The 26128-nt window shown below is 40.7% G+C and carries 29 protein-coding genes and 2 CRISPR repeat arrays; of the genes, 7 read left to right on the top strand and 22 right to left on the bottom strand.

Annotated features, from left to right (window positions below):
• Positions 1-417 precede the first annotated feature (417 nt).
• Positions 418-888 carry a response regulator gene (locus HXY43_RS13215; protein WP_290883638.1) on the top strand — a complete coding sequence of 157 codons (471 nt, stop codon included), beginning with the start codon at positions 418-420 and terminating at the stop codon, positions 886-888.
• A gap of 51 nt (positions 889-939) precedes the next feature.
• Here HXY43_RS13215 and HXY43_RS13210 read toward each other — a convergent pair whose 3' ends face one another.
• The 7 genes from HXY43_RS13210 to HXY43_RS13180 form a co-directional block, all read right to left on the bottom strand.
• Positions 940-2061 carry a hybrid sensor histidine kinase/response regulator gene (locus HXY43_RS13210; RefSeq protein WP_290883635.1) on the bottom strand — a complete coding sequence of 374 codons (1122 nt, stop codon included), beginning with the start codon at positions 2059-2061 and terminating at the stop codon, positions 940-942.
• A gap of 63 nt (positions 2062-2124) precedes the next feature.
• Positions 2125-3468 carry an ATP-binding protein gene (locus HXY43_RS13205; RefSeq protein ID WP_290883637.1) on the bottom strand — a complete coding sequence of 448 codons (1344 nt, stop codon included), beginning with the start codon at positions 3466-3468 and terminating at the stop codon, positions 2125-2127.
• A gap of 141 nt (positions 3469-3609) precedes the next feature.
• The gene (locus HXY43_RS13200; RefSeq protein ID WP_290883634.1) at positions 3610-4041 is read right to left on the bottom strand and encodes a response regulator; all 432 of its coding nucleotides are present in this window, start codon (positions 4039-4041) and stop codon (positions 3610-3612) included.
• Positions 4042-4520: 479 nt separating this feature from the next.
• Positions 4521-4808, bottom strand: a complete 288-nt coding sequence (locus HXY43_RS13195) for a hypothetical protein (protein ID WP_290883633.1) — start codon at positions 4806-4808, stop codon at positions 4521-4523.
• Positions 4759-5238, bottom strand: a complete 480-nt coding sequence (locus HXY43_RS13190; protein ID WP_290883632.1) for a PAS domain-containing protein — start codon at positions 5236-5238, stop codon at positions 4759-4761. Before HXY43_RS13190 ends, HXY43_RS13195 begins: the two co-directional genes overlap by 50 nt.
• A 3-nt stretch (positions 5239-5241) precedes the next feature.
• A complete protein-coding gene (locus HXY43_RS13185; RefSeq protein WP_290883631.1) occupies positions 5242-5508 on the bottom strand; it encodes a zinc ribbon domain-containing protein in 267 nt (88 codons plus the stop codon).
• A gap of 67 nt (positions 5509-5575) precedes the next feature.
• Positions 5576-5833: a transposase gene (locus HXY43_RS13180; RefSeq protein WP_290883630.1), complete on the bottom strand. Its 258-nt coding sequence runs from the start codon at positions 5831-5833 to the stop codon at positions 5576-5578.
• 516 nt (positions 5834-6349) lie between these two features.
• Here HXY43_RS13180 and HXY43_RS13175 point away from each other — a divergent pair.
• Positions 6350-7069, top strand: coding sequence for a response regulator transcription factor (locus HXY43_RS13175; protein WP_026734768.1), 720 nt, complete (start codon positions 6350-6352; stop codon positions 7067-7069).
• A 126-nt stretch (positions 7070-7195) separates the two neighbouring features.
• Here HXY43_RS13175 and HXY43_RS13170 read toward each other — a convergent pair whose 3' ends face one another.
• Positions 7196-7435: a hypothetical protein gene (locus HXY43_RS13170; protein ID WP_290883636.1), complete on the bottom strand. Its 240-nt coding sequence runs from the start codon at positions 7433-7435 to the stop codon at positions 7196-7198.
• A 212-nt stretch (positions 7436-7647) separates the two neighbouring features.
• Between HXY43_RS13170 and HXY43_RS13165 the strand changes: the two genes are divergently transcribed.
• Positions 7648-7797 carry a hypothetical protein gene (locus HXY43_RS13165; protein WP_197036123.1) on the top strand — a complete coding sequence of 50 codons (150 nt, stop codon included), beginning with the start codon at positions 7648-7650 and terminating at the stop codon, positions 7795-7797.
• 77 nt (positions 7798-7874) lie between these two features.
• Here HXY43_RS13165 and sppA read toward each other — a convergent pair whose 3' ends face one another.
• From sppA to HXY43_RS13150, 3 genes are all read right to left on the bottom strand, one after another.
• Positions 7875-9704: a signal peptide peptidase SppA gene (sppA, locus tag HXY43_RS13160; RefSeq protein WP_290883629.1), complete on the bottom strand. Its 1830-nt coding sequence runs from the start codon at positions 9702-9704 to the stop codon at positions 7875-7877.
• A 293-nt stretch (positions 9705-9997) separates the two neighbouring features.
• Positions 9998-11053, bottom strand: a complete 1056-nt coding sequence (gene fni / locus HXY43_RS13155; RefSeq protein ID WP_290883628.1) for a type 2 isopentenyl-diphosphate Delta-isomerase — start codon at positions 11051-11053, stop codon at positions 9998-10000.
• 99 nt (positions 11054-11152) lie between these two features.
• On the bottom strand, positions 11153-12094 hold the full coding sequence (locus HXY43_RS13150) for an alpha/beta fold hydrolase (protein WP_290883627.1): 942 nt from the start codon (positions 12092-12094) through the stop codon (positions 11153-11155).
• Between the two features lie 446 nt (positions 12095-12540).
• Here HXY43_RS13150 and HXY43_RS13145 point away from each other — a divergent pair, with 446 nt between their 5' ends.
• From HXY43_RS13145 to HXY43_RS13130, 4 genes are all read left to right on the top strand, one after another.
• Positions 12541-12861 carry a glutathione binding-like protein gene (locus tag HXY43_RS13145; protein WP_290883626.1) on the top strand — a complete coding sequence of 107 codons (321 nt, stop codon included), beginning with the start codon at positions 12541-12543 and terminating at the stop codon, positions 12859-12861.
• Positions 12862-12875: 14 nt separating this feature from the next.
• Positions 12876-13127 carry a hypothetical protein gene (locus tag HXY43_RS13140; protein ID WP_290883625.1) on the top strand — a complete coding sequence of 84 codons (252 nt, stop codon included), beginning with the start codon at positions 12876-12878 and terminating at the stop codon, positions 13125-13127.
• A gap of 259 nt (positions 13128-13386) precedes the next feature.
• Entirely contained in the window at positions 13387-13995 is a 609-nt protein-coding gene (locus HXY43_RS13135; RefSeq protein WP_290883624.1) for a hypothetical protein, read from the top strand.
• Between the two features lie 5 nt (positions 13996-14000).
• Entirely contained in the window at positions 14001-14393 is a 393-nt protein-coding gene (locus HXY43_RS13130) for a hypothetical protein (protein ID WP_290883623.1), read from the top strand.
• Between the two features lie 232 nt (positions 14394-14625).
• Positions 14626-16687: direct repeats of the CRISPR family, unit length 37 nt; unit sequence GTTTCAATCCCTAATAGGGATTAATTTAAGTTGCAAC.
• A gap of 8 nt (positions 16688-16695) precedes the next feature.
• Here HXY43_RS13130 and HXY43_RS13125 read toward each other — a convergent pair.
• The 11 genes from HXY43_RS13125 to HXY43_RS13080 all read right to left on the bottom strand — a co-directional run bounded on the left by HXY43_RS13125 (position 16696) and on the right by HXY43_RS13080 (position 26128).
• Positions 16696-16887, bottom strand: coding sequence for a hypothetical protein (locus HXY43_RS13125; protein ID WP_146006310.1), 192 nt, complete (start codon positions 16885-16887; stop codon positions 16696-16698).
• 54 nt (positions 16888-16941) lie between these two features.
• A complete protein-coding gene (gene cas2, locus HXY43_RS13120; protein WP_009458815.1) occupies positions 16942-17214 on the bottom strand; it encodes a CRISPR-associated endonuclease Cas2 in 273 nt (90 codons plus the stop codon).
• 66 nt (positions 17215-17280) lie between these two features.
• A CRISPR array of direct repeats spans positions 17281-17460; the repeat unit is 37 nt; unit sequence GTGTGAGAGGTGTGGGGAGTAGTAAACCACTAACCAC.
• A 33-nt stretch (positions 17461-17493) separates the two neighbouring features.
• Positions 17494-18498 carry a type I-D CRISPR-associated endonuclease Cas1d gene (gene cas1d / locus HXY43_RS13115; RefSeq protein WP_290883622.1) on the bottom strand — a complete coding sequence of 335 codons (1005 nt, stop codon included), beginning with the start codon at positions 18496-18498 and terminating at the stop codon, positions 17494-17496.
• Between the two features lie 131 nt (positions 18499-18629).
• Complete coding sequence (cas4, locus tag HXY43_RS13110) at positions 18630-19223, bottom strand: CRISPR-associated protein Cas4 (protein ID WP_290883621.1); 594 nt, start codon at positions 19221-19223, stop codon at positions 18630-18632.
• Positions 19224-19300: 77 nt separating this feature from the next.
• Positions 19301-20152 carry a CRISPR-associated endoribonuclease Cas6 gene (gene cas6 / locus HXY43_RS13105; protein ID WP_102219629.1) on the bottom strand — a complete coding sequence of 284 codons (852 nt, stop codon included), beginning with the start codon at positions 20150-20152 and terminating at the stop codon, positions 19301-19303.
• A 187-nt stretch (positions 20153-20339) separates the two neighbouring features.
• Positions 20340-21047: a type I-D CRISPR-associated protein Cas5/Csc1 gene (cas5d, locus tag HXY43_RS13100; RefSeq protein ID WP_009458811.1), complete on the bottom strand. Its 708-nt coding sequence runs from the start codon at positions 21045-21047 to the stop codon at positions 20340-20342.
• Positions 21048-21052: 5 nt separating this feature from the next.
• On the bottom strand, positions 21053-22081 hold the full coding sequence (gene cas7d / locus HXY43_RS13095; protein ID WP_290883620.1) for a type I-D CRISPR-associated protein Cas7/Csc2: 1029 nt from the start codon (positions 22079-22081) through the stop codon (positions 21053-21055).
• A gap of 62 nt (positions 22082-22143) precedes the next feature.
• Positions 22144-25491: a type I-D CRISPR-associated protein Cas10d/Csc3 gene (cas10d, locus tag HXY43_RS13090; protein ID WP_290883619.1), complete on the bottom strand. Its 3348-nt coding sequence runs from the start codon at positions 25489-25491 to the stop codon at positions 22144-22146.
• Positions 25488-25625 (bottom strand): hypothetical protein, encoded by a 138-nt coding sequence (locus HXY43_RS26950; RefSeq protein ID WP_341272410.1) that lies wholly within the window; start codon positions 25623-25625, stop codon positions 25488-25490. The genes cas10d and HXY43_RS26950 overlap by 4 nt, the downstream gene beginning before the upstream one ends.
• Positions 25609-25872 (bottom strand): DUF5615 family PIN-like protein, encoded by a 264-nt coding sequence (locus tag HXY43_RS13085; protein ID WP_367161482.1) that lies wholly within the window; start codon positions 25870-25872, stop codon positions 25609-25611. Before HXY43_RS13085 ends, HXY43_RS26950 begins: the two co-directional genes overlap by 17 nt.
• Positions 25853-26128 carry a DUF433 domain-containing protein gene (locus HXY43_RS13080; RefSeq protein ID WP_290883618.1) on the bottom strand — a complete coding sequence of 92 codons (276 nt, stop codon included), beginning with the start codon at positions 26126-26128 and terminating at the stop codon, positions 25853-25855. Before HXY43_RS13080 ends, HXY43_RS13085 begins: the two co-directional genes overlap by 20 nt.

Raw genomic sequence — 26128 nt, 5'->3', positions numbered from 1 at the left:
CATGAATTATGTGTGCATACATTTTTGTAGTTCGATGCCAAATCATTGTAGAGACGTAGCAATGCTACGTCTCTACATACCCGTGAATTGTAAATTCATATCTTGATTCAGCAACGCCACAAAAAATATATGCATTTGTGCCGATTAGCATTACATTAGAGAGACTATATTAAAAAATAATTAAATATATTAAGTACTTATAATTAATCTGCTAGATCTTTCCTTTATTTTGCTTATAATCAAGAGGTATAGCTCCACTCTTTCAACTTGAGATACTCTTTCCTCTGACACTCTATCCTTGGAGAGCAAAGGCAATCGACTTGATAGAGTTGAGAAGCGAGCCAGTCTTGAATGAGCGCTATCCAGCCGCTTTCGGAATGCCTCGTCTGTTCATTCAAGCATAGACTATGAATGCAAATGAGATTTTCTGGAGAAGGAATGGAACTGGCACAAGTGGTTATGGGTGAACAAAATAAGCAAAACTTCCAACCGCCGTTAATTTTAGCAGTGGAAGATAATGATGATAATTTGCTGCTGATGAGTTATACTCTTGAATCACTAGGCTGTAGACTGATTTGTCAAACAGACAGTTCAACTACTGTACTGGTAGCTAAAGAGTATCAGCCAGACTTGATCCTGTTGGATATTTTGTTGCCAAGTATCAATGGGATTGATGTTATGCGCTATCTAAAGCAAGAACCGCTAACTCGCAATATTACTGTTGTTGCAGTCACAGCTTTGGCCAGTACAGAAGATCGAGAACGCATCTTAGATGCGGGGTTTGATGATTACATCAGCAAGCCTTATATGATTGAAGATTTAGAGGCAATAATTTACCGTTATGTTGGTGAAAAATTAGATAATTATTCGGCTGTGGACTTGTGTTAGAAATAAGCTACATTTTAAGATTTTTTTATAAATTCAAACTTTCAATTTGGCTTATAATTTTGGCAATTTAACTGTAAAAACACTGCCTTTACCAAGTTCAGAGGCTACTTCAATAGTGCCACCATGAAACTCGGCAATACGGCGCGAAAGATGTAAGCCCAAGCCACTGCCAGCGCGTTTGTTTTTACCTTGACGAAACCGTTCAAAAAGTGTCGGCAGGTCGTCCGCAGCAATTCCGTACCCGGTGTCTTGTACTTCTGTTATTACCCATTTTTGATTGGTGGAAGATGGAGACGTTTCCAAAATGCGAACGTTTATCCCACCTGTATCTGTAAATTTAATCGCATTTCCAATCAAGTTACTGAAAATCCGTCGCAGTTCTAGGCGATCGCCCATGACTGTGCTTGCACTTTCATCGTTTGGATCTAATTTGCTGGCATCGATTTTCAGCATCAAGTCCTTTTCATCAGCAAGCGGACTGAGTTCTTGAACGACTTCTTCAATAATCTGACGGAGATTGCAGCTTTCAAATTGCAAGGTCTTTTTACCTGCCTCAAAACGATGGACTTCTAGCAGGGTGTTGACCATTTCCAACAGGTTTTGATTACTGCGAATCATAGCGGCGATCGCCTGTTTCATTTCTGGCGAGATTTTGCAGAAGGCTTCCTGTTGAAATAAATTCAGCATTCTGTCTGCGGCCACTAAAGGAGTCCGCAAATCGTGAGTCAGACGAGAAACAAAGTCTTCTTGCTGGCTAAATAATTTTTTTTGTTCGTCAAGACTGTGCTTTAATCGCAACAGCGATCGCACTCTGGCGAGTAGTTCATCTTGATCGAATGGTTTGCGGATAAAGTCATCTGCCCCTGCATCTAAACCTTCAACCACACTGACATCATGAAACGCAGTTAACAACAGGATGGGAATGTAATCTATAAGTGGGTTGCTACGGATGCGGCGCGTGACTTCATAACCATCCAACCCTGGCATCATCACATCTAGCAGAATCAAATCGGGGGGAGATTGTTCTATTTTTTGTAAGGCAGTTGCACCATCTGCTACTAATTCAATTTCGTACCCCTCAATCTCCAAAATTGTTTGCAGCAGAACGAGGTTGTCGGGAGTATCATCGACAGCAAGAATACGATCTACTTTTGAATTTGTAGCTGGTAACATATTTTATTTACTTTTCAACTGCAAAACAATTTATTATTTTAGCTGCTAGCAAGTGGGTGAAAATTACCTGTCTCCTCTTTCTCTTGGTAGTCCCTGCATTCCTTCTTGAGCAAAACGGAGGTTGTCTTGTTGTTTGGCTAAGTGTTTTTTTGATGTTGATGATAGGTGAGTAAGTTTGGACATTCTATCTTGATTTTGCTGCTTTGATGAAATGTGACGCGGCAGTTCAATGCGAAACACCGAACCTTGACCCAATTCACTTTCGACACTGATTTTGCCACCCATCATTTGCACTAGTGCATCTACAATCGGTAAACCCAGACCTGTGCCAGGATATTTGCGAGTGATACTCTGGTCAAGTTGTCGGAAAGCTTCAAAAATATATTGTAAATCTGAGGAAGCAATACCAATACCTGTATCCCAAACTGCTATTTCGATTCGATTATCTGCCAGTTCTTTGACATCTACTCCGATGCTACCCGACTCTGTAAATTTAATTGCATTAGATAGTAAATTCATTAGAATTTGTCGCAAGCGCAGAGGATCGTTAAACACCATGCGGTTTTGCAATTCAGCCTGAACGTGCACGGAAAGTTTTTTTGCCTCTGCTAGGGACGTGGTTTCCGCTACGGTGGTTTTGACTACCTGTGAGAGATCAAATATTTCTGGCTTGAGATTTAACCTACCTGCCTCTAATTTAGAAAAGTCGAGAACTTCATTGAGCAGCATTAGTAAGTGCTTGCTGTTGTTGAGGATGCGTTCTACCATATCTCTCTGCTGGGTAGTCAAATCCCCGCATTTAGGACGTAACAATAACTGTGAAAAGCCAATAATGGCATTCATCGGGGTTCGCAATTCATGAGATATGGTTGCTAAAAACTGCGATTTTAGCTGTGATGCTTCTTTGAGTTTAAGGTTTTGTAATTCTATCTGTTGCTGTTGAGCCTCAAGTTCTTGATTTTTACGACTTAGCAACTCATTGCTTTCTCGCAGTCGTTGATTTGCTAAAGCTACTTGCACTTCGGCTTTGTAAACCCGCATGGCATTCCGCAGAACTTGTGCCAGGGTTTCTGGGGAGACTCTAGACTTGGAGAGGTAGTCTGTAGCACCCGCTTTCATCAGTTCCACAGCAATTTGCTCATCTCCTTGGCCCGTGAGGACTACCAAAGGTACTTTGACGCCGTGAGAACGTATTTCATTGATTAAGGTTAAACCATCTTGATCTGGTAAGCGATAGTCAAGGAAAACGCAGTCGAAAGAAGTATTCCTCAAGGCAGCGATCGCGCCGTTACAATCCTCCGCCTCAAACAGCTCTACATTTACACCAGCTGCCTTTAAGGCTCGGCGCACTCCCATGCGGTCTACTTCGTCATCGTCTACAACTAGTATTTTTAGCGTTTCTTCCATCGCCATTAGCTATTGCTCTTACATATAAATTCTTGTATAACATTGAAATTTTTCAACCACCCTAAAAAATTTGTCATTTGTCATTTGTCATTTGTCAATCGTCATTAGACTAATGACTGAGGACTAATGACTAATGACTAATTAAGGCATTTCGCACAGCGTCCAATATTTGTTGAGCGTTGCCATTAGTTCAATAAAATTAGCAAATGTCACAGGCTTCAACAGATAGCCAGCAACATTCAAATTATAAGCTTCCACTCGGTCTTTATCTTGATTGGAAGTTGTCATCACTACTACAGGAGTTGGTCTTAATTGTGAGTCCGATCGTAGCTCTTGCAAGAATTCGATTCCACCCATTTTGGGCATATTTAAATCCAGCAAAATTAAGCGCCGTGAATCAGGAACCTCTGGAGGTTTTCCATTGTTACCACGTAGCGTTGTTAGAGCTTCGAGTCCGTTAGTGGCAACATAAAGTGGGTTGGTAATATTAACTTTTTTGAATGCCCGCTTGACATTCATTACATCTACTTCATCATCCTCCACTAACAGTATATTGATTGATCTTTCTGCCATCTTTCAGTTTAAATTGAGTTGGTTTTCTCTCTAATTTGGTTTTTTGACTAGACTATCAGAGTCAGGGTGGCAGCTAATTACTAAATCATAAATAGTTTTAAAAATTAGTAATTAGCGAACTGAAAATAATTGCTATCTTACTTTATTTGCTATAAATCTCAGTTGAGACTTTGTTTGTTGCTGCTCAGCAGATGTATGTTGCAACCAACAGCCACTAACAGCATTAAATATTAAGTTCCACAACTTTAAAGCATAGAACCAAGAAAAAGTAGTAAAAAAAATTACTACTTAAAGTAGCTAAATCAATTGTAATTTGACCAATTGAACTACGTCTTCAGCCATTGGTCATAGTTGCCAAGAAAGTTTTGTCTATAAAAAGCTGAAATATTTTTATTCTCTCGCTTGCTTAGGCCAAGTAAAGCGGAAGGTGCTACCTCCACCAAGGCGGGACTCCAAGGCGATCGCACCTGTTTCGGTTTCTACAATTTTCTTAACAATTGCCAAACTTCAATCCATTCGGAAAGATTAGCGATCGCCCGTAAAGGTGCTTTCAAATCATGGGAAGCCACATAGGCAAATTGATCTAATTCATCATTGCGCTTCTTCAACATCGCTGTTGTTTGGGTCAAAATCGTATTCATCCGCGTCAGATTTAATTCTGTCTGCTTGCGATCGCTAATATCAATGCATGAACCTATATATCCAGCAAAACTACCATCAGCATTCCATCTCGGCTTGCAGTAATTGTTCTTTTTGGTGCGTGGCAACTTCTATTAGTGCTGTTGGTGCGCTCACACTTTGCTGTAGTTGTGATTTGAGTTGGCGGATTTCTGCTTCAGCACGCTTGTAATTGCTAATGTCCCAACCTTCCCAAGCTAACAAAACTACTTGCTCTGTTTGATCTCGAATTGGTTTAATGGAAAAGTCAATCGTTGCAATTTCATTCTCCGCACCCAGAACATCAACTTCGTAGCGAATGCATTCTCCTTGCGCCGCAGCAGCGATCGCTCTTTGTAATTCGCCTTGAGTCTGTGGTGAAATTGTCCACCAACTAGCTTCCCAAAAGGGACGACCAATCAAAGCAGCGCTATCAAGTCCTCCAAAATCCAACGCTGCCTGATTTACCTCAGTTACAGTCCCATCTGGTTTCTTGACATCCTCTCCCGCTAACCTGACGGTGTAGCGGGAGATTCCCAAAACTCACGGATTGGGTTTCTGTTTCCTTCCATTACTGGTTTTTCGCAACTGCCCTTTAGACTTATGCCTATCAGGTCTTAGGTTCGCTCCACAGACTGCAACGGTGTGTCCCACCGCCAAAATATTTCTTGCGGCATTGATATCTCGGTCGTGGTGCGTTCCGCAACTGGGGCAATCCCACTCCCGAATATTCAACGGCAGTTTCTCAACAATTTGTCCGCAGTTACCACAGCGTTTAGAGCTAGGAAACCAACGGTCAATTTTTACCAAGTTTCGACCGTACCACGAACAATGAAAAATGAAAAATGAAAAATGAAAATTTTTTCGTTTTTCATTTTTAATTTTTCATTGGAGCGAAGCGAGAATGGTCTTTCCTGGAGTCGGAGATTTTAGCTTGAACACGAGCTACTTTGAGTCTTGCTTTATCTCGATTGCGAGAACCTTTCTGTTTACGACTCAAAGACTTTTGCACTTTCCTGAGTTTTTGGTAGTGTTTGTCAAACGCTTTAGGATTAGCAATCTTTTCACCCGTACTCAGGGTAACGAGACTACTAATCCCAACATCCAACCCCACAGCACTATCAAGAGGTTGCATAATTTCATCTGTTGGATCATTAATCCGCAGACTGACAAACCAGCGTCGTAGAGACGTAGCATGCTACGTCTGTACTTTAACCGTGATAGTTGTGGGTTCACAATCCTTGGGCAATTGTCTAGACCATTTAATCGCCTGGTTCGTTTCAAAAATCCCTCCTGTAACCATAGGTATTTTTCAAGTGGGAAAAGAGTAGTTTTAAAGATAGGTTTCAACTACTGATTGTTTTCTCCTTCTTTACACTCTTATACTCTTTATTTAATGAATGTTGTTGGTTAATTACTCAAAATTATTACAGCTAAATTTCATGTCAGTATTTCATAATACTTCATAAACTAACCTATATCCTTGGCTAGATTTTGCCTATATCCACTGGTTAAGATATGTAAAAATGCTATTTCTATTGGTGGATGCAGGTTTATGAAAAGATCATCTATCTTAGGTTTTGGAAAATAAAAAACAAAAGTCACAAAGTCGACTTTCGACAGATGCGATCGGCGGAGAGTACGAGTAGCAATGAGTGAAATTAGTATTGTTTTAATTGAAGATCATGACTTGACACGAATGGGGCTAAAAGCTGCATTACAGACTGATAGCGCAATTCGAGTTATTGGAGAAGCAGCAAATGCCACTAAAGGTCTGAAATTATTGGAAACTGCCAAGCCTGATGTGGCTGTTGTGGATATTGGCTTGCCTGATATGGATGGTATTGAACTCACCCGCAAATTTAGACAGTGGCAAGCCGAGAATGAGGACGCTTCAACCAAAATCCTCATCCTGACAATGGAACACTCCGAGGATACAGTACTTGCTGCTTTTGCGGCAGGGGCAGACTCTTATTACATGAAAGATACAAGTATCGATAGATTAACAGAAGCAATTCAAGCAACATACGAAGGTAACTCCTGGATCGATCCAGCGATCGCCAACGTTGTGTTGTTGCAGATGCGGAAAGGTTTGCCAACTAAGGAGTTATCCGATAAGCCCAAGACAGTAAAAATAGATGCCCTAGCACCAGAATATGAACAAGTTTTAGAAACTTATCCCTTAACTCAACGGGAATTGGAGATTCTGGAGTTGATTGTAGCTGGGTGTAGTAATGGTCAGATTGCAGAGAAACTGTATATTACTGTCGGAACGGTTAAAACCCACGTACGCAACATTCTAAATAAACTCTGTGCTGACGATCGTACCCAAGCAGCTGTTCGTGCCTTGCGTTCAGGGTTAGTGGCGTGAATCTTGGGGGGATTGGGTACAGGGGTTGGGGAAGAATCAAACCCAATCCCTAGTTTTAAGCTTGAGCTTTAAACGCCCAAAATACACCTTCTAAAGCTCAAAACTTGATGAAAAAATAACAATCAATTAATCTTCATGACGGTGCTGCCACGCTACACCAAAAGCCGCTCCTGCCCCAGCTACCAAACCAGTACTCATTCCCTGTATAGTTTTAGCGATCGGGTCTTTGGTCAGGCACTCATTCGTAACTGTACTCGCTTGCAAACAGGTATTGCTTTCTGCCCAACTAGCCGTACCTCCTAAAATTACACCAGCTAGACTACAAGAAACGACAAGCAGTAAAAGGCGTTTGGTTTTTCTATCCATAGATGGTTGTGAAAATTTGATGGATTGCAAAGATTCCTCAACTACTTTACACAACCGTTGCTCTGGTGTCAGCAACTTTAATACAACAATCGAGAGCGATCGCCTGATGCCAAACAAGATTTTGTGCCTGGTTCAAGCTGATATAATTTATCCTTTTTGGGAGAAAATTAATAATAGGTAATCCCTATTAAAACCTGGCTAGAGGAATCAAAATGAGTATCTTGCGTAAAATGGCATTGAGTGCTTTTATGGCTCTAGTTGTAGGAGCTGTGGCTGGTGTTGTTTACAATCAACCTTCTTTGGCGGCTTCATCGGGTATAGCCGCAGGTGTATGTGGACGTGCACTTTCGGCGATTAAATAACGAAAAAAACTTAATGCTGGCAAAAGCACCTGTGGGATCTGAACCGCAGGTGCATAGCCTCATTATGAAAATTCAGTCTATTCAATTTTTAAGTTGAAAGGCAAACGGGCGTAGACACCCTGCGGATCGTTCAGCTTTTGCAGAATTGAGATTTCAGCTTGTAGTTTTTGTAATTCAGTTATGAGCGGCTCTGGTAGTTTTAGTTGTGTTTCATCTAGTTTGAGAGCAGTTCGCGCTTCTTCTGGGGTTCGTCCAAATAGACGCTCTCCCAAAGTTCCAAATTGGGGATATTCTTGCAATTGCCAATCTTTTCCTAACTTGGCTTGTCCAGCCGCGTAGGCAATAGCAGCATCCAAACCGCCAATTTCATCTACTAAACCAATTTGTTTCGCTGCTGTACCAGACCAGACTCGACCTTGGGCAATTTCTGCTACCTTTGCTTCTGGAATTTTCCGACCTTGGGCAACTTTATCGAGAAATAGACTGTAAATTTTGTTGACACTACGTTGGTAAAGTGCCAATTCATCAGGTGTTTTGGGGCGAGAAAGCGTTTGGCTATCGGCATAGCGTGCGGTTTTAACTGTATCCCAGGTGACGCCGTTGTTACTGGCTAGTTTTTCAGCATTGAACAGAATTCCAAATACACCGATTGAACCCGTAATTGTATTTGGCTCAGCAAATATACGGTTAGAATCGCTGGCAATCCAGTAGCCACCAGAGGCGGCAAAATCACCCATCGACACTACAACTGGTTTAACTTCCCGAGTTAGCCGCACTTCTCGTTGCATGACTTCCGCGGCTGTAGCACTACCACCGGGGCTGTTGATTCGCAGAACGATCGCCTTCACATCTTTATCTTGTCGCAGTCTGCGGAAGATTCTGGCAAAGCGATCGCCACCGATATCTCCTTCATCACCCAGGCCGTCAACAATCTCGCCTTCAGCATAAACTACGGCAATTTTATTTTTGGAATCGCGTTTTCTGTCCAGTAACTTGTCACTAACTTGTGAGTATTCGTTGATGCTGATTTGCTTGAAGCTTTTCTCATCTTTATCACTATCTGTTAGTCGCTTGAGGTCAGCAACTACTTGATCGAAATACCCGATTTTATCTACCAAACCATTGGCTTTGGCTTGATCTGCCTGCAAGAACGCTTGATTATCTGCGATCGCCTGCAATTTCACCGGGGTAATTTTGCGGCTTTTTCCGACTGCATAGCGCCACTCTGCCCACACATCATTCAATAATTTTTGAGTTTGTTGGCGGTTCTCCGGACTCAGTTTTGTGAGTACAAAAGGTTCAACTGCTCCCTTAAACTTTCCTACCCGCACGACTTGTACGCCGATACCGTATTTTTGCAAGGCTCCCGTCAGGAACAATGGTTGCGAACTCAAACCATTGATTTCCATTGCTCCTAGGGGGTTAAGCACGATTGTATCGGCTACCGAACTCAGATAATATTCCCGTTCTCCCCAATCCATGCCATAGGCTACTACCTTTTTTCCCCCAGCACGGAACTTCTCTAGCGCCTGACGAATTTCCTTGAAAGTAGCGAAGCCGGCAGTGTCAGCTTGGGAGGTACGAGTGGCATCCAAGTAGATACCAACAATACGTTGATCGCGCCGTGCCTTTTCCAAAGAATCCAGAACAGCGCGGAGGCTCATCTGCTCCTGCTCATCACCAGATAGGGTTTTTTGGAGCAGTTGGCTAGAACTTGGCTCCCCGTCGGTAATTTTCATTGACAAGTCAAAAACTAGCATTGACTTATCTTTAACTTGCGGGCCCATATCTCTGGAGGCTGCAAATAGCAGCAGTAAAAGTCCTGTAGTTCCTAAACCGAAGAAAATGAACAGTCCCAGAACGCTTCCAACTAAGCTGGCAAAAGTTTGTTTGATAAAATTCTGCATATTTTATTTAAGAGTCAAGAGTCAAGAGTCAAGAGTCAAGAGTCAAAGACTTGGACTGTGGACTCTTGACTAATGACTTAAATATTAGTCCTTATATTTACACCCAATACCTCACACCTATCACCTAAATCGGCAAAATTGGATGACTTTTATACTTATTTTATAGAAAATTGCGGGAAGCCGAAAACCACTCACCTTTAAGGTAGTGGATGAAGGCGACACGGGCAACTTTAGTTGCTGTGGTGCTTTTGAGGACTTGGAAGTTTCTTAATATAATAGCGAGGTTTTGATAGTCAGGGGAGTGTCAATCGCTCTAAACTTCCCGAACACTTTAATTGTGCTAAGGTGGCGTTGCCAGTACAAAATAGTACTGTGGTGATCTCAGAAATTAACACTTTCCCCAAGTCGTAAACAGCAGCTTCTGAAGAGGCAGCCGCTTGCAAAAATGGCATTGCTAAACCAGCTATATCTGCTCCTAGTGCCAGGGCTTTTGCCGCATCCAGCCCATGACGCAACCCTCCTGAAGCAATCAAAGGTATTTCTGGTGCAACAGCACGAATGCTGGTTATACAATCTGCTGTTGGCAAACCCCAATCTGCAAAAGTTCTACCCAAGCGCCGCTGTAAAGGACTTTCTGCCCGTTCGCTTTCTACCTTTGCCCAAGACGTACCACCAGCACCTGCCACATCAATCGCCCTCACTCCAGCAGCAACAAGTTTCTCTGCCATTGCCGCTGAGATACCATTGCCTACTTCTTTAGCAATTACTGGTACGGGTAGTGACTTGCATAAAATAGCTATTTTTTCAAGTAATCCCCGAAAATTTGTATCGCCTCGGGGTTGAATGCACTCTTGCAGTGGGTTGAGATGCAAGATCAAAGCATCAGCCTCAAGGATATCAACAACTCGCAAACATTCATCTAAGCCGTAGTCGTAGTTGAGTTGAACAGCGCCGAGATTGGCAAAGAGAAGAACGTCAGGAGCGTATTTACGGACGGCGAAAGTATCAGCAACAGAAGGTTTCTCCACTGCTACGCGCTGGGAACCAACGCCCATCGCAATTTTATAGTGTTGAGCAGCTTCCGCCAGACGACGGTTAATTATGCCTGCTTCTTGGGTTCCCCCAGTCATAGAAGAAATCAGCAGTGGGGCGAGGAGACGCTTTTTCAAAAAGGTAGTACTAATGTCAATTTCATCGCGATCGAGTTCGGGTAAGCAACAATGGATGAAACGATAGGATTCCAGTCCATTGGTAGTTTGTTGGAATTGCACATCTTCTTCTAAGCAGATGCGAATGTGGTCGGCTTTGCGAGTTTGGGTAGTGGCTGATTGGGTAATGGGCGTGTTCACAGGTAGGTGTTATTCCAAACAGTTGCAACTTCTATTGTGTCAGTTTCACACAAGATTTCTTACTTAATCAGATATTTTTAACGTAAAACGCTAGCAAAGTTAAGCATCTGCTAATTCTGATAAAATAGGGTCTCTTTTAGAAAGTGAAATAATCCAATCCAAAATTGCCTGGTTAATTATATCTGGGGATTCATCGTGGGGACAATGCCCGACATTTTCTAGATTCAACAGTTGCAAATTTCCGTTATACCGAGCAAATTCACGAGCAAGCGCAGGGGGAACAAACCTGTCTTTTTGCCCCCAAATTAAGAGCATAGGAATTGTTAAAGTAGGCAATAAAGACTTAACACTCAATCCAAAATTGGGGCTGATTGTAGCTTTAAACAAAGCACTAAAAGCACGGGCTGAACCCCGATCTTGAGGAGGACCAGCTAGTATTTCTATTAGTTCGTCTGTAATCGCTTCTGGGTTAGCGTAAGCAATCGCAGCCCAGCGACGCAAAAACTTTGGTCGGCGAATGAAGTAAAATAGGGGTTTGAGCACCAATGGCGAAGCCACGATATTTTTAATGGTGGCAACGACAGGATGCAGAAAAGCAGGTATAGCCTCTTGTTCTAATGAGGGATCTGGCAAACTCATCATCACTACACCTTGCACCATTTCTGGATGGATGGCGGCGGCGGCTAAGGAAATCAGTGAACCAGTAGAATTACCTATTAAAATCACAGGTTGACGAATAAATGTTTTCCAAAAGTCGTAAACCTGTTCTACCCAAAGCTGGATGCTGTAATTAACGCAAGCTTTTTCTGATGCGCCAAAACCCAACATATCAAGGGCGTAGACTGTGTGGTGTTCCCCCAATACTTCTAAATTGTGTCGCCAATGTCCAATAGAAGCACCAAACCCGTGTAGCAAAATCAGGGGTGTTGTCTGTTGGTGATTTTGGAGCGGACGAATGTAGGTGTAGCGAGTTTGCCAACCCCGCCAAACCCAGTCTCGTTGATTGCCTACTCGTTGTTGCCAGTGAACCACGCTGTTCAAATTTGCCTCCTGATTTATCTTCCTAATTTCTAGCTTAATCGCTATTTTTGAGAAAATAAGGCAGGAGGGAGGAGGATAAAACTTAAGTACTCCTCACATAGCCCCAACGACATTCTCAAAGCATATCCCTATCTAGAAGAAGCATATATCTAGGAAGCACTTGCCTATTCACCTTGGCGGGCGGAAGAAATAGAAGTAGGCCTGAAAACTGCATGAAAAAGTAGCGATTTGAAACGCAGAGGGACGCGGAGTACACGCAGAGGGGCGCAGAGTCTTTGTGCAAACATTTCGCTATGAACTTACGAAATGCAATTATTTATGAAGATGCACAGAATATTAAAAAACAAACCGCCAAGAAGCCAAGAACGCCAAGAGTGGAGGGTTAATCATTTAGTGCGGCTTCACATTAAATTGGTATTAGAGGCGATCGCGTTGTAGAGCATTTCATGTTTAATGTTTTACCTAATCTGCCGGAAAAAGTACTACCAACCAAGGTACGCTCTGCAATTTCTACACAAGAAGCTCTGGAATGGTTTAACCGAGTTGCTGAACCCTTGAGAAAGTCCATTGCTGATAACAATTACTTGGTAGCAAATCGATTTACGACTGCTGATATTGTGACTGGAGGGGTTTTGCTATGGGCAAAGAAGCTAGGGATGTTATCAGATAGTGACTCCTTGAGTGAGTACTTAAACAATTTAATGCAACGTCCTGCTTTCAGGAGTGCCGATGAAGATTTTTACGCCAAGATAGCTCCCTTGGTGTAGTTTTAACACAAGCTATGAATACTGCGGCGCTCGCAGTTATCCAAAGCGATCGCCTGACTCTCTCTTCCCTGATAAGCACCGCGATCGCAGTTCTTATCCTTCTACTCAACTGGGTGAAAGGCTTTCAAACTCTGGCTTGTCATGCGGATTTGGCTTTTGGCTGCCATCTTTCACCCCTCAGCAACTCCGTTTATGGCTCTGGTGGGGAGGTGCGATCGCCAACAGCAGGTGCGATCGCCTGCTTGACCACAGAACCATCATTGTAACGTTAAATATACTTCATCAAAATAATTAGCAACGCCGTTATTGTCTTTTCTACCAGTATTTGCAATACAAATGTTTAGGTTTATAGACACTTTTCTAGTGGAGCTTTTAGCAAATTTTTTGCTGTAAAATGATATATTTACATATATCTACTGCTGTTCTGTAAGATTTGGATTTTTACATCTCATCAATACTTTTAAGCACTTTGGGTTAAAAGCAAAGACTTTTGTGACACAACTTTATAATTAATTCAATAACACTATGACTGGTAGGAATCAATCATCTGCTCGTTTTCGCTCCGCTACAGAGTTTCCCAAGACAATTGGAAGCTTGAGCAACGCTGAGGCAGATGAATTGTACAAAGAAATGCGAGATTGTCTAATTTTTACAAATCGTAGTCGTTCACAACTGCTCCGCAGAAATGAAGAACATAAACAATCTGCCTTGCGGTTAAAAGCAGATGTAGAACGTCTACAAGTTATGATTAGCCAACTTAAACTAGAAAAAGAACAGCTTGCTTCTAGTAATCGGCAGATTGTGACAGACCTAGAGCGTGAAATCGGCTCGATGGCTGGACATTTAGATAAACTTTCAGCAGCGTTTGATTCTGTCTCAGATGTTGATAATCCAGAAAAAGCTTACTGGAGTTATGTATCTGTTCCTAGTCGGTTCTTCAAGTTCCTACGAGCAATCAAAGCAATTGTGCTATGGTGGCGTGAGGATAAAGGTGAGGAAACAAAAGCACTGAATGTTACAAATGTCTCCCAATCCTATGTTACTGGTGAAGTTGATGTCGATGAGGAGCGCAGAGAAAAACCACAAATGTACACAGATTCTGCTTCACAAGGGCGCTCTCTTTTAGATAAGTAAAACTCATGGGTAAAAAACGAATCACTCAATTACTAGAGAATCTAAAAGAAAATCAGCTTCATGAGTTGCACAATTCCGCAGCCATCTACACTGTTGCACAGGTTGCTGTTAATGAATTGCAGCAGCAGAGCTTACAGATAACTGAACCGCCTATTGCGGCTTTACCTTCTGCGCCAACAATAATTGATAAAACTCAGTTACTCAAACAGTATGGTTCTTACCGTGCTTGTCGCAAAGCAGCTAAAGAACGAGGAATTAAATTTTCTCGTACTCCCAGTTGGGAGCAGTTAGCAGCTGCATTTAGCTATGCAGAGGCTTTTCAACAAATCATCAAAACTTATGTTGAAACATATCCCAACCCAAAACTTAAAGGCACCACATTTGAGTTAAATTTCTAATAGTTGGGGTCTTTTGTTACGTTTGGGTGCGATGCATCCTTAACTTTCTTGTGACAATGAAGGGCGATCGCTCTTGTATCAGAAACTAAAAAAGCAGGTTTTAGCTTAACTTACAAAAGTCTCTTTCCCCAAACTAAACACTGTTAACAAGTTCCATACCACGAACTGAAGGGCGATCGCCCACCCCCAGAACCGAGGAGCGATCGCTTTGAGCCTTTGATGATCTTTTAGCGTTTCAATCCCTAATAGGGATTAATTTAAGTTGCAACTCAGAAATCGTGGTTTGGATTACTAGAAAATCAAAGTTTCAATCCCTAATAGGGATTAATTTAAGTTGCAACAAAACCTCTGATTTATTCGTATCTTGCGAGGTTGGTTTCAATCCCTAATAGGGATTAATTTAAGTTGCAACTCTTATCACCATTACTAGTTACAGCAATGTCACGACGTTTCAATCCCTAATAGGGATTAATTTAAGTTGCAACGATATCAAGCGTGGAATTAGCTATTTGATCGATCGCGGTTTCAATCCCTAATAGGGATTAATTTAAGTTGCAACATTCTTGCTGTCGAGTTCCAGGAAACTGCAACCCCGTTTCAATCCCTAATAGGGATTAATTTAAGTTGCAACTTTGCTCCGATGGAATCGTGAAATTGCGGCGATAGTTTCAATCCCTAATAGGGATTAATTTAAGTTGCAACCCACGGGAGGCGCGAGCATCTTTGCCCTCAAGTGTTTCAATCCCTAATAGGGATTAATTTAAGTTGCAACTGCGGGGGGCAGAATCGATGGCGCAATGGCGAGCGTTTCAATCCCTAATAGGGATTAATTTAAGTTGCAACAGTTCACTCTTTTTATAGAGTGGAATTTAGCCCATGTTTCAATCCCTAATAGGGATTAATTTAAGTTGCAACTCATAGGATGAAAATAGATTTTTCTCAATGGAATTGTTTCAATCCCTAATAGGGATTAATTTAAGTTGCAACTATATAGTAGTATATCCTTGCTAGCGATTAAAGCGTTTCAATCCCTAATAGGGATTAATTTAAGTTGCAACTCGATGGCGCAATTGGAGAGATTTGCCCAGAGGTGGGGTTTCAATCCCTAATAGGGATTAATTTAAGTTGCAACATTGCTGATAAATTAAAGCAGCCGATTCATAGCAGTTTCAATCCCTAATAGGGATTAATTTAAGTTGCAACGCTGAGGTGTGGGAGCATGTCACATACACTAGTGGTTTCAATCCCTAATAGGGATTAATTTAAGTTGCAACTAGAAATTATCTAATTTCTCCCAATCAGCAATATAGATGTTTCAATCCCTAATAGGGATTAATTTAAGTTGCAACTTAATCCTTGTCCGATGGCATTGATAATTAAGCCGTTTCAATCCCTAATAGGGATTAATTTAAGTTGCAACCTTAATCCTTGTCCGATGGCATTGATAATTAAGCCGTTTCAATCCCTAATAGGGATTAATTTAAGTTGCAACCGATAGCGGTCTGTAAACTCGGATACGATAGTGTGTTTCAATCCCTAATAGGGATTAATTTAAGTTGCAACTTGCATCCCGCCAGGTTCCGGGCAAGGCGCGATCCATCTGTTTCAATCCCTAATAGGGATTAATTTAAGTTGCAACCAGAGCTCCCCGCTGGCTCCATGAGAGTTTTTTTATGTTTCAATCCCTAATAGGGATTAATTTAAGTTGCAACATTCGGAATGATTACGGGGCAAATATCCCCAACTGGGTTTCAATCCCTAATAGGGATTAATTTAAGTTGCAACTATGAGTTTTGGCGTCGCTGCTATCCTGTATGATGTTTCAATCCCTAATAGGGATTAATTTAAGTTGCAACTTGCGGGGTTCCTCCCAGGGGTCCTTACAGGTGGCACTTTTGTTTCAATCCCTAATAGGGATTAATTTAAGTTGCAACTAGAGTTAGTCGAAGATCTAACTCTAAAATCAAAAGTTTCAATCCCTAATAGGGATTAATTTAAGTTGCAACCTTGTGATCAGCCTTTTCGATCTGTGCGTAGGGTGTTTCAATCCCTAATAGGGATTAATTTAAGTTGCAACTTGATGATATGCATGCAAAGTATCTTCTTTGGCATCCGGTTTCAATCCCTAATAGGGATTAATTTAAGTTGCAACTTTGCTGAAATGCCGAGCGGGTCTACGCCGCCCAAGTTTCAATCCCTAATAGGGATTAATTTAAGTTGCAACGCACAGGATATATGCGTCTTGTCGCATCAGAGCGTTTCAATCCCTAATAGGGATTAATTTAAGTTGCAACTGCTCGATTCAGAAGCCTTGCTGTATTTGGTTTTCAAGGTTCAGTGGTGCAGACCTAGAGTAAATATAGCGTTTGAGCGATCGCACTGTCAAGAGCAAATGAGTATAAAATGGCTCAAATCTAGTCAGGGTAAGATTTACAGAAAAGGTGCAGACCTCATTTGCCATCAAATCAGTCTCTAACTTAGACAGAATCAGCATTTCAGCCCCAAAAATTGATTGCTTTTTTTCTACATCTACTGGTTTGCACCATCATCAAGCAAAAAACACTGTAGTATCCATTGGCATTTCGCCACCAATGCGCTCAATTTTACCCTGACAGCAAGCACAAAGAAAATAGAAGCGGATGCTGTCTTCATCAGGTTTAATGAGTTTTGCTAGCCGCGACCTCAATTTAGCATACTGAGTTTCAGTTAGGTTGCACTCAAATACAGAATACTGCATCCACTGTCCATAAGACTTGAGAATATTGTGGATTTTGGTACGACGTTTATCTTCGGGGATATCGTAACTGACGACAATAAACATGGGGAGGTGGGGAACTCGGGGCCCCTGGTGGGGATTAGGGGCAGTGGGGAGATGGGGAGTCTGAGGAGTGTGAGAGGTGTGGGGAGTAGTAAACCACTAACCACAGCTAAGGGTGCATTCAAATCAGCAGCTTCTACGGTGTGAGAGGTGTGGGGAGTAGTAAACCACTAACCACCACCAATTTTAGTATTAGCAGGATTGCTAACTGGGTGTGAGAGGTGTGGGGAGTAGTAAACCACTAACCACTAACTACTAACTACTAACCACTAACTAGATAAATTACTTCATTACCAATGGCGGATATTTTTCAATTTCGCCCATGAGGTATTTTGCAAGTAATCTTGCTTGCAGTTCAAAGGATTCTTGATAGGTGTATTGCTTTTGCATGACGGGATGTTTAAACTTTGTTTGCTTCTTTTCTTGATAGAGACGCAAAAATTTATGTAAGCCTTCTTTGGTGAGAGAAACAGCATTACTAAGTGGTTCGGTAATAAAGTCCGTAGGTACGAGAATGCGACGATTGATTGCTGTTAAGACTACTGCATCGACAATTACAGGACGAAATTCTTCCATTAAATCTAGTGCTAATGATGGTCTGCCATAACGCTCTGTATGTAAATATCCTAAATAGGGATCGAAGCCAACAATATTAATTGCACCCTGCACATCATGACGTAATAATGCATAACCCAAACTCAACAAAGAGTTGACTGGATCTGTAGGAGGACGACGGTTGCGAGTGTGAAATTGAAAGTTATCAACGCGAATCAGTTGATTAAAACAACTAAAATACGCGGCACTACCTGCACCTTCTAAACCTCGGATAGAATCAATAGATGTGGCTTGATCAAGATTTGCGATCGCAGTTGCTAATTGATTTAGTCCTCCGTTCAAATCTAAATCAGGATAACTGCGTTGTGACTTTAGGAGAGAATAACGATAGTTTTTTAACTTTCCTCTCACAAAACCTTTGCTAGCATGAATCGCTTGTGGTGATTCTCCCCTAGCTTTCCACTGGGCAGAACGTAAGAAAATATTCTTACTCATTTCTGGTTCTAACCGCGCAATATATTTACCGTTATTTGTCAAGAAAGTTAGAGGAATTTTTTGATTAACTAATTCGGCAATCGTAGCAGGAGAAATACTAGCTCTCCCCATAACTACCAAACCATCAATTTTGATTAAAGGCACATCCAAAATTGTTTTTTTCTCATATTTAACGTTGAGCCTTTCATCAACTTTACCGATAAAAGCATCTTCTTGTGTAATGTATACTGTACCCATGATTGATTTTTAAATTATGTGAAGGAATTAGAATTGGATCGATGGGGAGGTGGGGAGAAGAAAATAACAACTAACTACTAACCAATGTACAGACGTGCCATGGCACGTCTCTACAACAACTAACTACTAACTTAAATTTCTTCTTGATACCGCCTAACTTTTTCTGGTAATTGCGGTAAACATTGGTTGAAAAAACTGCATCCTTGGCAACGTTTGCTATAGGTTGCTATTGGCATGATGCCAGTTTCCAGGAGATTTTTTACTAATTTAATTGTGGCGATCGCACTTTGTCTTAATTCCTCAGAAATCTCCACTAATTGACGTTGATGGGAGTGAGCATAATAAATATATCCTGTGGTGACGGGTTTTCCTGTCATCTCTTCTAAACACAATGCTTGGGCACATACTTGCAACTCATCGTTATCCCATTCACCTTTACGTCCTCGCTTATATTCAATGGGATACCATTCATTATTTTCTAATTCAATTAAGTCTGATTTGCCAATGAGTTGATATTTTTCGGATTTCAAATAAATTGCTCGAATTTGCCAAGTGTTTTCCCGATTGCCATCACTCAAAGTATGTACGCGTTCATGTAAACTTGTACCCTCAATTGTGTATTGATTATCAATAAATTCATCTGCACAAAACATGCGCCAGCAGCGATGTGGACAGTAGGCATATTGGTTTAATGCCGCAATCGGTATATATTCTATATTATTCATAGTGGTGATAAAGCACTTAGACTTAGCGATTAGAAATCGCAGCTAATAACCAACAACAATCAACCATCAACCAACAACTAAACTCTACGTGTCATACCCATACCCATCGTTGTTTTCCGTCCAACTCCAGCATATAAAGCAAAGTCAGCTAAAGCATTAATTTGCTTAATTTGGATGGGTTCAGCTTCTCCCAAAATGCGATAATTAACTTCCCCAACAATGCCAATAAATTTACTGCGAGAGTCTGCTAAGATTTCTGTATGAATGTTGACAAAACTGGGAAATATAGCATCAAGAAAAAGATTTTCAAACTCGATACCACTATATTTATTCCAGCGCGCTAGTAAAGAATTAAATACGCATTCTCTAGTCGGGAGAGTGGTATCATACTTTCCTTGGCGGAAGGCGGTGGGTGTGGTGAAGGTAAGGGAAATTGTGCGATCGCTCTCACTTGCTTCCTGATATAATTGCTCATAGGTACAAGCATTTGCCCAAGGTTGGGTTGATTGGAGAGTACCGAGAATACTGGTAATGTACAAATCCGCAGAACCCAAGTGCCAAGCATGTTCGGGATTAATATTCAGCCAAAGTGGAGTAAGCTGACTAAAGAGAGTGTCGTCTAGTAGAGAGATGCGCCACCAACAGGGAGTACCCGGAGGAATAGGTTTTTCGTGTTGCCATTGTAAAGTGTAATTTTTTTGGCTTGAATGTCCTCGCTTGCCACTACCATTACCTGTATAACTTGACTTTACTTGTAAAGGGGAAAGAGTAAAAGCTTTGTCGGCGGTAGAGTGATGGAGTAAGTCACCCAAAGTTCTATCTACCGAACTCACAAGATTTAAAAACAGTGCGTGGTAATGTCTGCCAGTCAGATAATTAGGATAGATGGGAGACTGGGGAATGAGATTGAGAACTAAACTATGCGGCATGAGATGCTTTTAGATTAGGAAAAATCATTTAAGGAGAAGATAAAATCCCCTTGCTGCTGAAGTGCAGAGATACCAACGCCAGCGAACTCGCAAATTGATGCTGCAACATCAAACAGGTTTTAGTGCAGAGTTGCTGGCGCAAGCATCAGCCAAGAAAAGAAAACGTACTTCGGATTGTGAGAAGTGATTAACCTCGAAAACGGTATGTCATCCGCACAGGAATTTTTAGTTCTTTGATATCCTCAAAGTAGTAATACTGTCCCCGCATCTGTACATTTTGAATTAGACTAACGGGAGGCATATTTACCACATCGTAACTAATCACTTGATTAGTGAACATGACATCCAAAGGATTTAAAGGATGGGTACAGATAAACAAATCATTTGTAGTTTTCGCTTCCGGTAATTTTTCCACAGTAACTTCTGCTTTACTCATCCATTTCCCCAAGCGAATCCATTTTGGTAATTTGAGTTCTTTTTGAGAAATTACAAAAAACTCAAATTGACTTTCTGGTGCAATTTCCTTTGCTCTCCCAAAACTGGGAATATTCTTTTGGGTTTTTTCCATCTCCACATGGTAGTTATTATTGGCATATTTCCATGTATTGAGAATAGAGGTATGATGAATAGAAGCAGCAGGAGTTACATAAATTCCCTGTTGATTGAGCGGAGTTAAATGCTGCTCATATTTGGGAACTTGTTCGGGACAAAAATAACGGTAGGAATCCTCTTCGGAAACCGTGGTTGCATATTTTTCACTATCTACTAATCCCAGTGCGTAGCAGAGTGCGTAGTTGTGAATTATTGGTTCGGTTTCGTAGAGTCTGCCGATTTCGCGGGTGGCATGATACATACTATCATGCAATTCGATGTGACAACGGTAAATAAAACTCATGATTTTTACTCCGTTGCAGCACCTGCTTTTTTGCCTCTTTTATTTTTATCGGAATTCTTAGTTTCAGAATTCTTAGAAATATATTTCTGTGCATAAGCGGAAGATTCTACATTGGCTTGAGTCAATAATTCTTGCAGTTTATTTTCGTTACTGGTGATTGATTTGACTTCATCTAATAAAGGGGTAAATTTATCCCCAATATAATCAGTATGGGTGACACATTCTTGAGTCATTAATTCATTAATTGCTTTAATTGCAGCTTTACGAACATCATCTTCGTTGAGTGGATCGGGTGGGTTAATTTTCCCATCAAAATTTAACAAGTCATATATTTTCTGTGTCCAGCGCAGGTTACTGACAATCTCTCCGTCAGCAAAGATAATACCAATTAGCTCATTTCTCAGCCTTCCAGTGCGTGTTGTTTGTGCTCCATAATGACGGGTTCTAATGATATTATTGAATACATACAAAAATCCCGCTTCTGTTGGATCTTTAAGTGTGACAATACTAGGGAAGAAAACTTGGGGTAAGATATGATCTTGGCTATTAATTCTGCTGGTAACTTCCCCGTTTCTACTCATAGTTCCGTTCTCAAATGGTGCATTGAGGGTAAAGTTCAAGTGAGAATCTTCAAAGGGAGTGATTGAATAAGCTGTGTCCACCACTACTTTAGATTTTTCCGAACCAGCATCCCCAATTGCAAAACCATAGAGAATACAATCAGGAGTTGTTTTGCTGAAATCTACGTTGTAGTCGCATTTTTCCCAATCACCAATTTTGTAATTACGCAGCAATTCTCGTCCGGTTAAACGCTCAGGAGTTGATTGTTTACGTTTAAACATTGCTAAACGACTAATTGCTTCTTGATGTTGAATTCCTGCACGTACTTTAGCTTTATTGAGTTCTCCATCTGTTTGGAATAATGGGTAAGATTCGGTAATGCGAATAGTAATAAAATGTGCGTACTTACCCATTGGTTTTGCAGGGATTTCGTTGTGGAAGAATTTAGCATCAACGGTTTTTAAAAAGCTCATATGTTTCTCCAAAAAATAGGTTAATTGTGACAAAGTGAAATAATCTACTGAAACAGCTAAGTTTACGCTGCATTTTCAACTTCTGTTTCTGATATATAATCCGGTTCCTCAATCGGACGATTTTTACGTTCTTCGTCATCTGCAAGACGATAAAGATATTCGCAAGTATCGCGGATGAGGTTAAGTTGTGTACCTGCTAAACGTGCGCGATCGCATTTGAAATTTACCTCAAAAATCTCTTTGACAAAATAATTGGCGAAGTCATATACTGCTTGACGTTCCTCTTCAGGAGTAAGTGCAGGTTTCCACTTTCCATCAACGAAAGTAAGGGTTGGTTTTCCTTCAGCAGCTCTGCGTCTGACGTTATTCATTAATTTAGCTAAACGTGCAGCCACAACATCTGTTAATGATTCAGCGTCACTAGCTATAGCTTTATCAATTTTTAAAATCACATCCGCAGCTTCGTCAATAGGTTTAAGGATTGCATTGGCTTTAGCATAAGAACTTTTCGCACGATAAAAACGGCGATAGAGTTCTGTTAATTTCCTTAGTTGATTCATGGTTTCTTCTCCCGGTTCAAAGTATTTATACAAATCCATGTAAAGACGAATTTTTGCTACTGGTACAGCATCCAGAGTTTTTTGTTTATCGTCTTTATCTTTCTTGGGTTTACGTAGCCATTTAGTGAGATAATGAAAAACATATAAGGGACTTGTTTCCAAATCTCTGGCCAAATCTGACAATTTACCCCAATCTGGATCACCATCCTTTTTCCGATTAACTTCTAGGTGAATACAGTAAGCAGCAGTCAGCGCATTTAATGGTGAAAATTCACGTTTTTGTGAACTGCTCGGAAGAATACTATCTAAACGATAAGTATCTTTTTTGATCAAAGAACGAATTGCTTGATGCTCTCCATCTAATAACACAGTTTCTTCAAAATCTGCACCACTAATAAATGGTGGTACAGGAGATTCCGATGCGACTACTTTCACATCGAGAACGAGTGGTAAAGTTAATGCTAGCCATGCAGGTGTTACCCAAGATTCGGTGTCTGTTGGTTCTCTTCCTGGGGGTAATCCTAAGAAGAAAAATGTGAGAGTTTCCTTTTCAGGAAAGCTGATTTTAAAAGTGCGATCGTCATCCGGGTTGAGATTTTCTTTAATCAGCAGTGTATCGACTTGCTGATAATTTTGAATGCCGAATTTTGCAATTTGTTTATCAGTGATGAAATGCTTTCGCAACTCAGCATCAAATCGCGTTCTCGCGAATTGATTGTAGGCTAATTGCAAAAATTTATTGGTTTCAGGTGTGAAGAAGTAGGTGGGATAAAGATAAAGATAGCGATATTTGCGGCTTTCAAAATCTCCACCCACAGCATTAGTTTGATTCATTAAAATCTGTCTCAACATGATTTCAATTGACCAAATTGAGCAGATTTGCCGTTTTGCAGCCTGCGCGTTAAATAAAATCTGACGGTTGCTATAAACTTGTGGTGCAAATAAAGTTGCTGACTCCATCTGTTCAGTAACAGTATAAGCAGAACTCGACATTGCACAAACGCTTTCTCTTCCTCTTCCCGTTACTTTTGCGGCGTTGTAACGTTTTAATTCCAGTAAAAATGGTTCGGTTTCTGGTGCGAAAACTGCTCCTGTTGGTAATGAAATAACTCGTTTGACATAGGTTTTTAAATCCTCCCAACCATCAGGAATATCTTGAAATTCTTGAAGAATTGGCTGAATTAAACTTGCAGCATAATCTACCATTCCTCGCATAACTTCCAAGATTTGAGCAAAATCTTTACCGGGATACTTGCGGAAATACTGTGCTGCAAGATAGTACCAATCTAGAGGAACACCACCAGTTTTCTTGAGGGATTGAATTTGTTTAATGGCTGGTATTTCATCAGATAATTCCAAATATTCTGCCAACTTTTGAGTCAAATCCAATTCGGGAGGTACTTTTCTTTTCGCTTTTGGTATATCTTTTTGTGCTTCTTTAACTCTGTCACACCAGGAATTCCAAATTCCTCGACACAAAATATCACCAAATTCAGCTAATCTATCAATCCGAATTTCATTGGGAAATTGCAAATTGAGATTTGTTGGTAACTCACCCTGGGTTTGATAGCTTTGTAAACTTTCACCCCGTTTCCCACTAGAGGCGGTTTTACTATCAGGAAGTAATCTGCAAGCTGCGTCAATACTGACTTTCATTAATCCAACAACATCAAAGAATAGCCAGTAATAATCAGCAAATTTTAAACCCTTCCCATCACGATTAAATCCAGTTTGTCTTTCGCCTAACTTCTCAGCACAAAGACTTTTGATTTTATCAACAACACCTTCAGGAAGTGTATCAGTAGTAATGGTTGGTGCATTTGTATTCGCTAGGTAGACAACACCATCAGGAAGATAAAGCAAGGGTGTATAAAATTCTTCTGGGTGTGCTTCAATTAATGAATTGTTGAGGATATTAGTAAGAACACCACGATTTTCTGAAAGGGAATGGTACGTAAGTTTTAATTGATGGTTACTGAGTCTGCTAATTAGATTCGGTAAACGACCAGTTTCTACATCTCTAGGATGTTTGACGACAGAAGCAAATAAATCAGATAGTGAAACTAGGTCGATTAAAACCTGTCGAATTCTACTATCTATCCTTTCATCATCTAAGGTTTTTAATCCACGAGTAGCAAGACCTAAATCGGAGTCGTGTTTAACACCAGAATTATTACTAATTTCGATGATATCGTCAATAAAATCTTGCCAATCATCACCTAATAAATAATGCAAGCCAAAATCTAGTATTTTCTTGGTGATGTATCCACGTCCTAAATTGGGTGCATCTTCTTTTTTAGGTGTGTCTAATTCCCAATCCCTTTCAGCTATATTATTCTCTATCAACCAAGCTTGATAGTCTGGGAATTTTTCATAATCATGCAGTAGATAAGCAGTGATGAAAATACAAGCTTGTAAATCTTCACAATTTCGCTTGACAGGATTTGTTTCTTTTGATGATTGCAGTTTCCTTAAAATCCGATAGGTGGGAAACAAACCATTGAGTAAATGTGCAACTATCGATTGATCGCCTGCATTTCTTCTATCAACAGGTGGTTTACCTTCACAAGCACGTTTGGCGTTAATTTTTGGAACTGTGACATCAAAGAACTTACCACCCTTCGCAGTTGCACCCGCTAACTGTTGAATGAGATTAGGTAAGACATATTCCGCAAACTTTTCTAAAATTGCATCCCCTTGATTACCTTTCGATTTTTTCACTGCTTCTTTGAACAAGCGTATTGTTAGCAGTTCTTTTTTTATCGGCGATTCATCATCGTCACCATCTGTGGAATCAAAATCCGGTACCTCTTCCGGTAAGTCATCAAAATTATCTTCAAAATCTGTCATGGATCTTTTTCCTCTAATGCAAGTGGTTGATATTCTTGAACTTTTCCTTGCTGGATAATCCACAATTTTCCTGTGACATCTGCTGCTTCTAATCCAGCAATTAATGTCTCAATCGTTTCACGCCCAGTCTGCAAATGTGTAACGTGGGGGTAGGCGAATAATTACAATTCCTGAATAGTCTGATGGATTGTATCTCAAACGATTACCAAATCCTCTGTCGCACGTAACTAAACATCTACCCTCACTGCGACAAACTTCAATCAATTCCTTATTCGGTGCTGAACTTAAACCTTGTGCTGGTACTGTTGTAACATCGTGTCCTACTAACCGCAACAAAGTTACAACACGTATGTCGATATTTTCATCTAGCTTTAACTTCATGCACTCGCTTCTTTTTTTTGTCTAGAGGAAGTTCTACAAAAGCACCTCGCGCCATTTCTGAACCATAAGCGATACAAGCAAGCACATCTTCGCGTTCGATGCTTGGGTATGCTTCAAGAACTTCCTCAATTGTTGTACCGCTTGCAAGATAATCAAGAATCAGAGAAACCCAAATCCGATGTCCGCGAATGCAAGGTTTACCGAAACAGATATTTGGATCAATGGAAATTCGGGAAAGTAAATTATCGTTACTCAT

Source organism: Fischerella sp. (assembly GCF_013388695.1).
GTDB lineage: Bacteria > Cyanobacteriota > Cyanobacteriia > Cyanobacteriales > Nostocaceae > PCC9605.
This window is presented reverse-complemented; position numbering and strand designations above follow the sequence as displayed.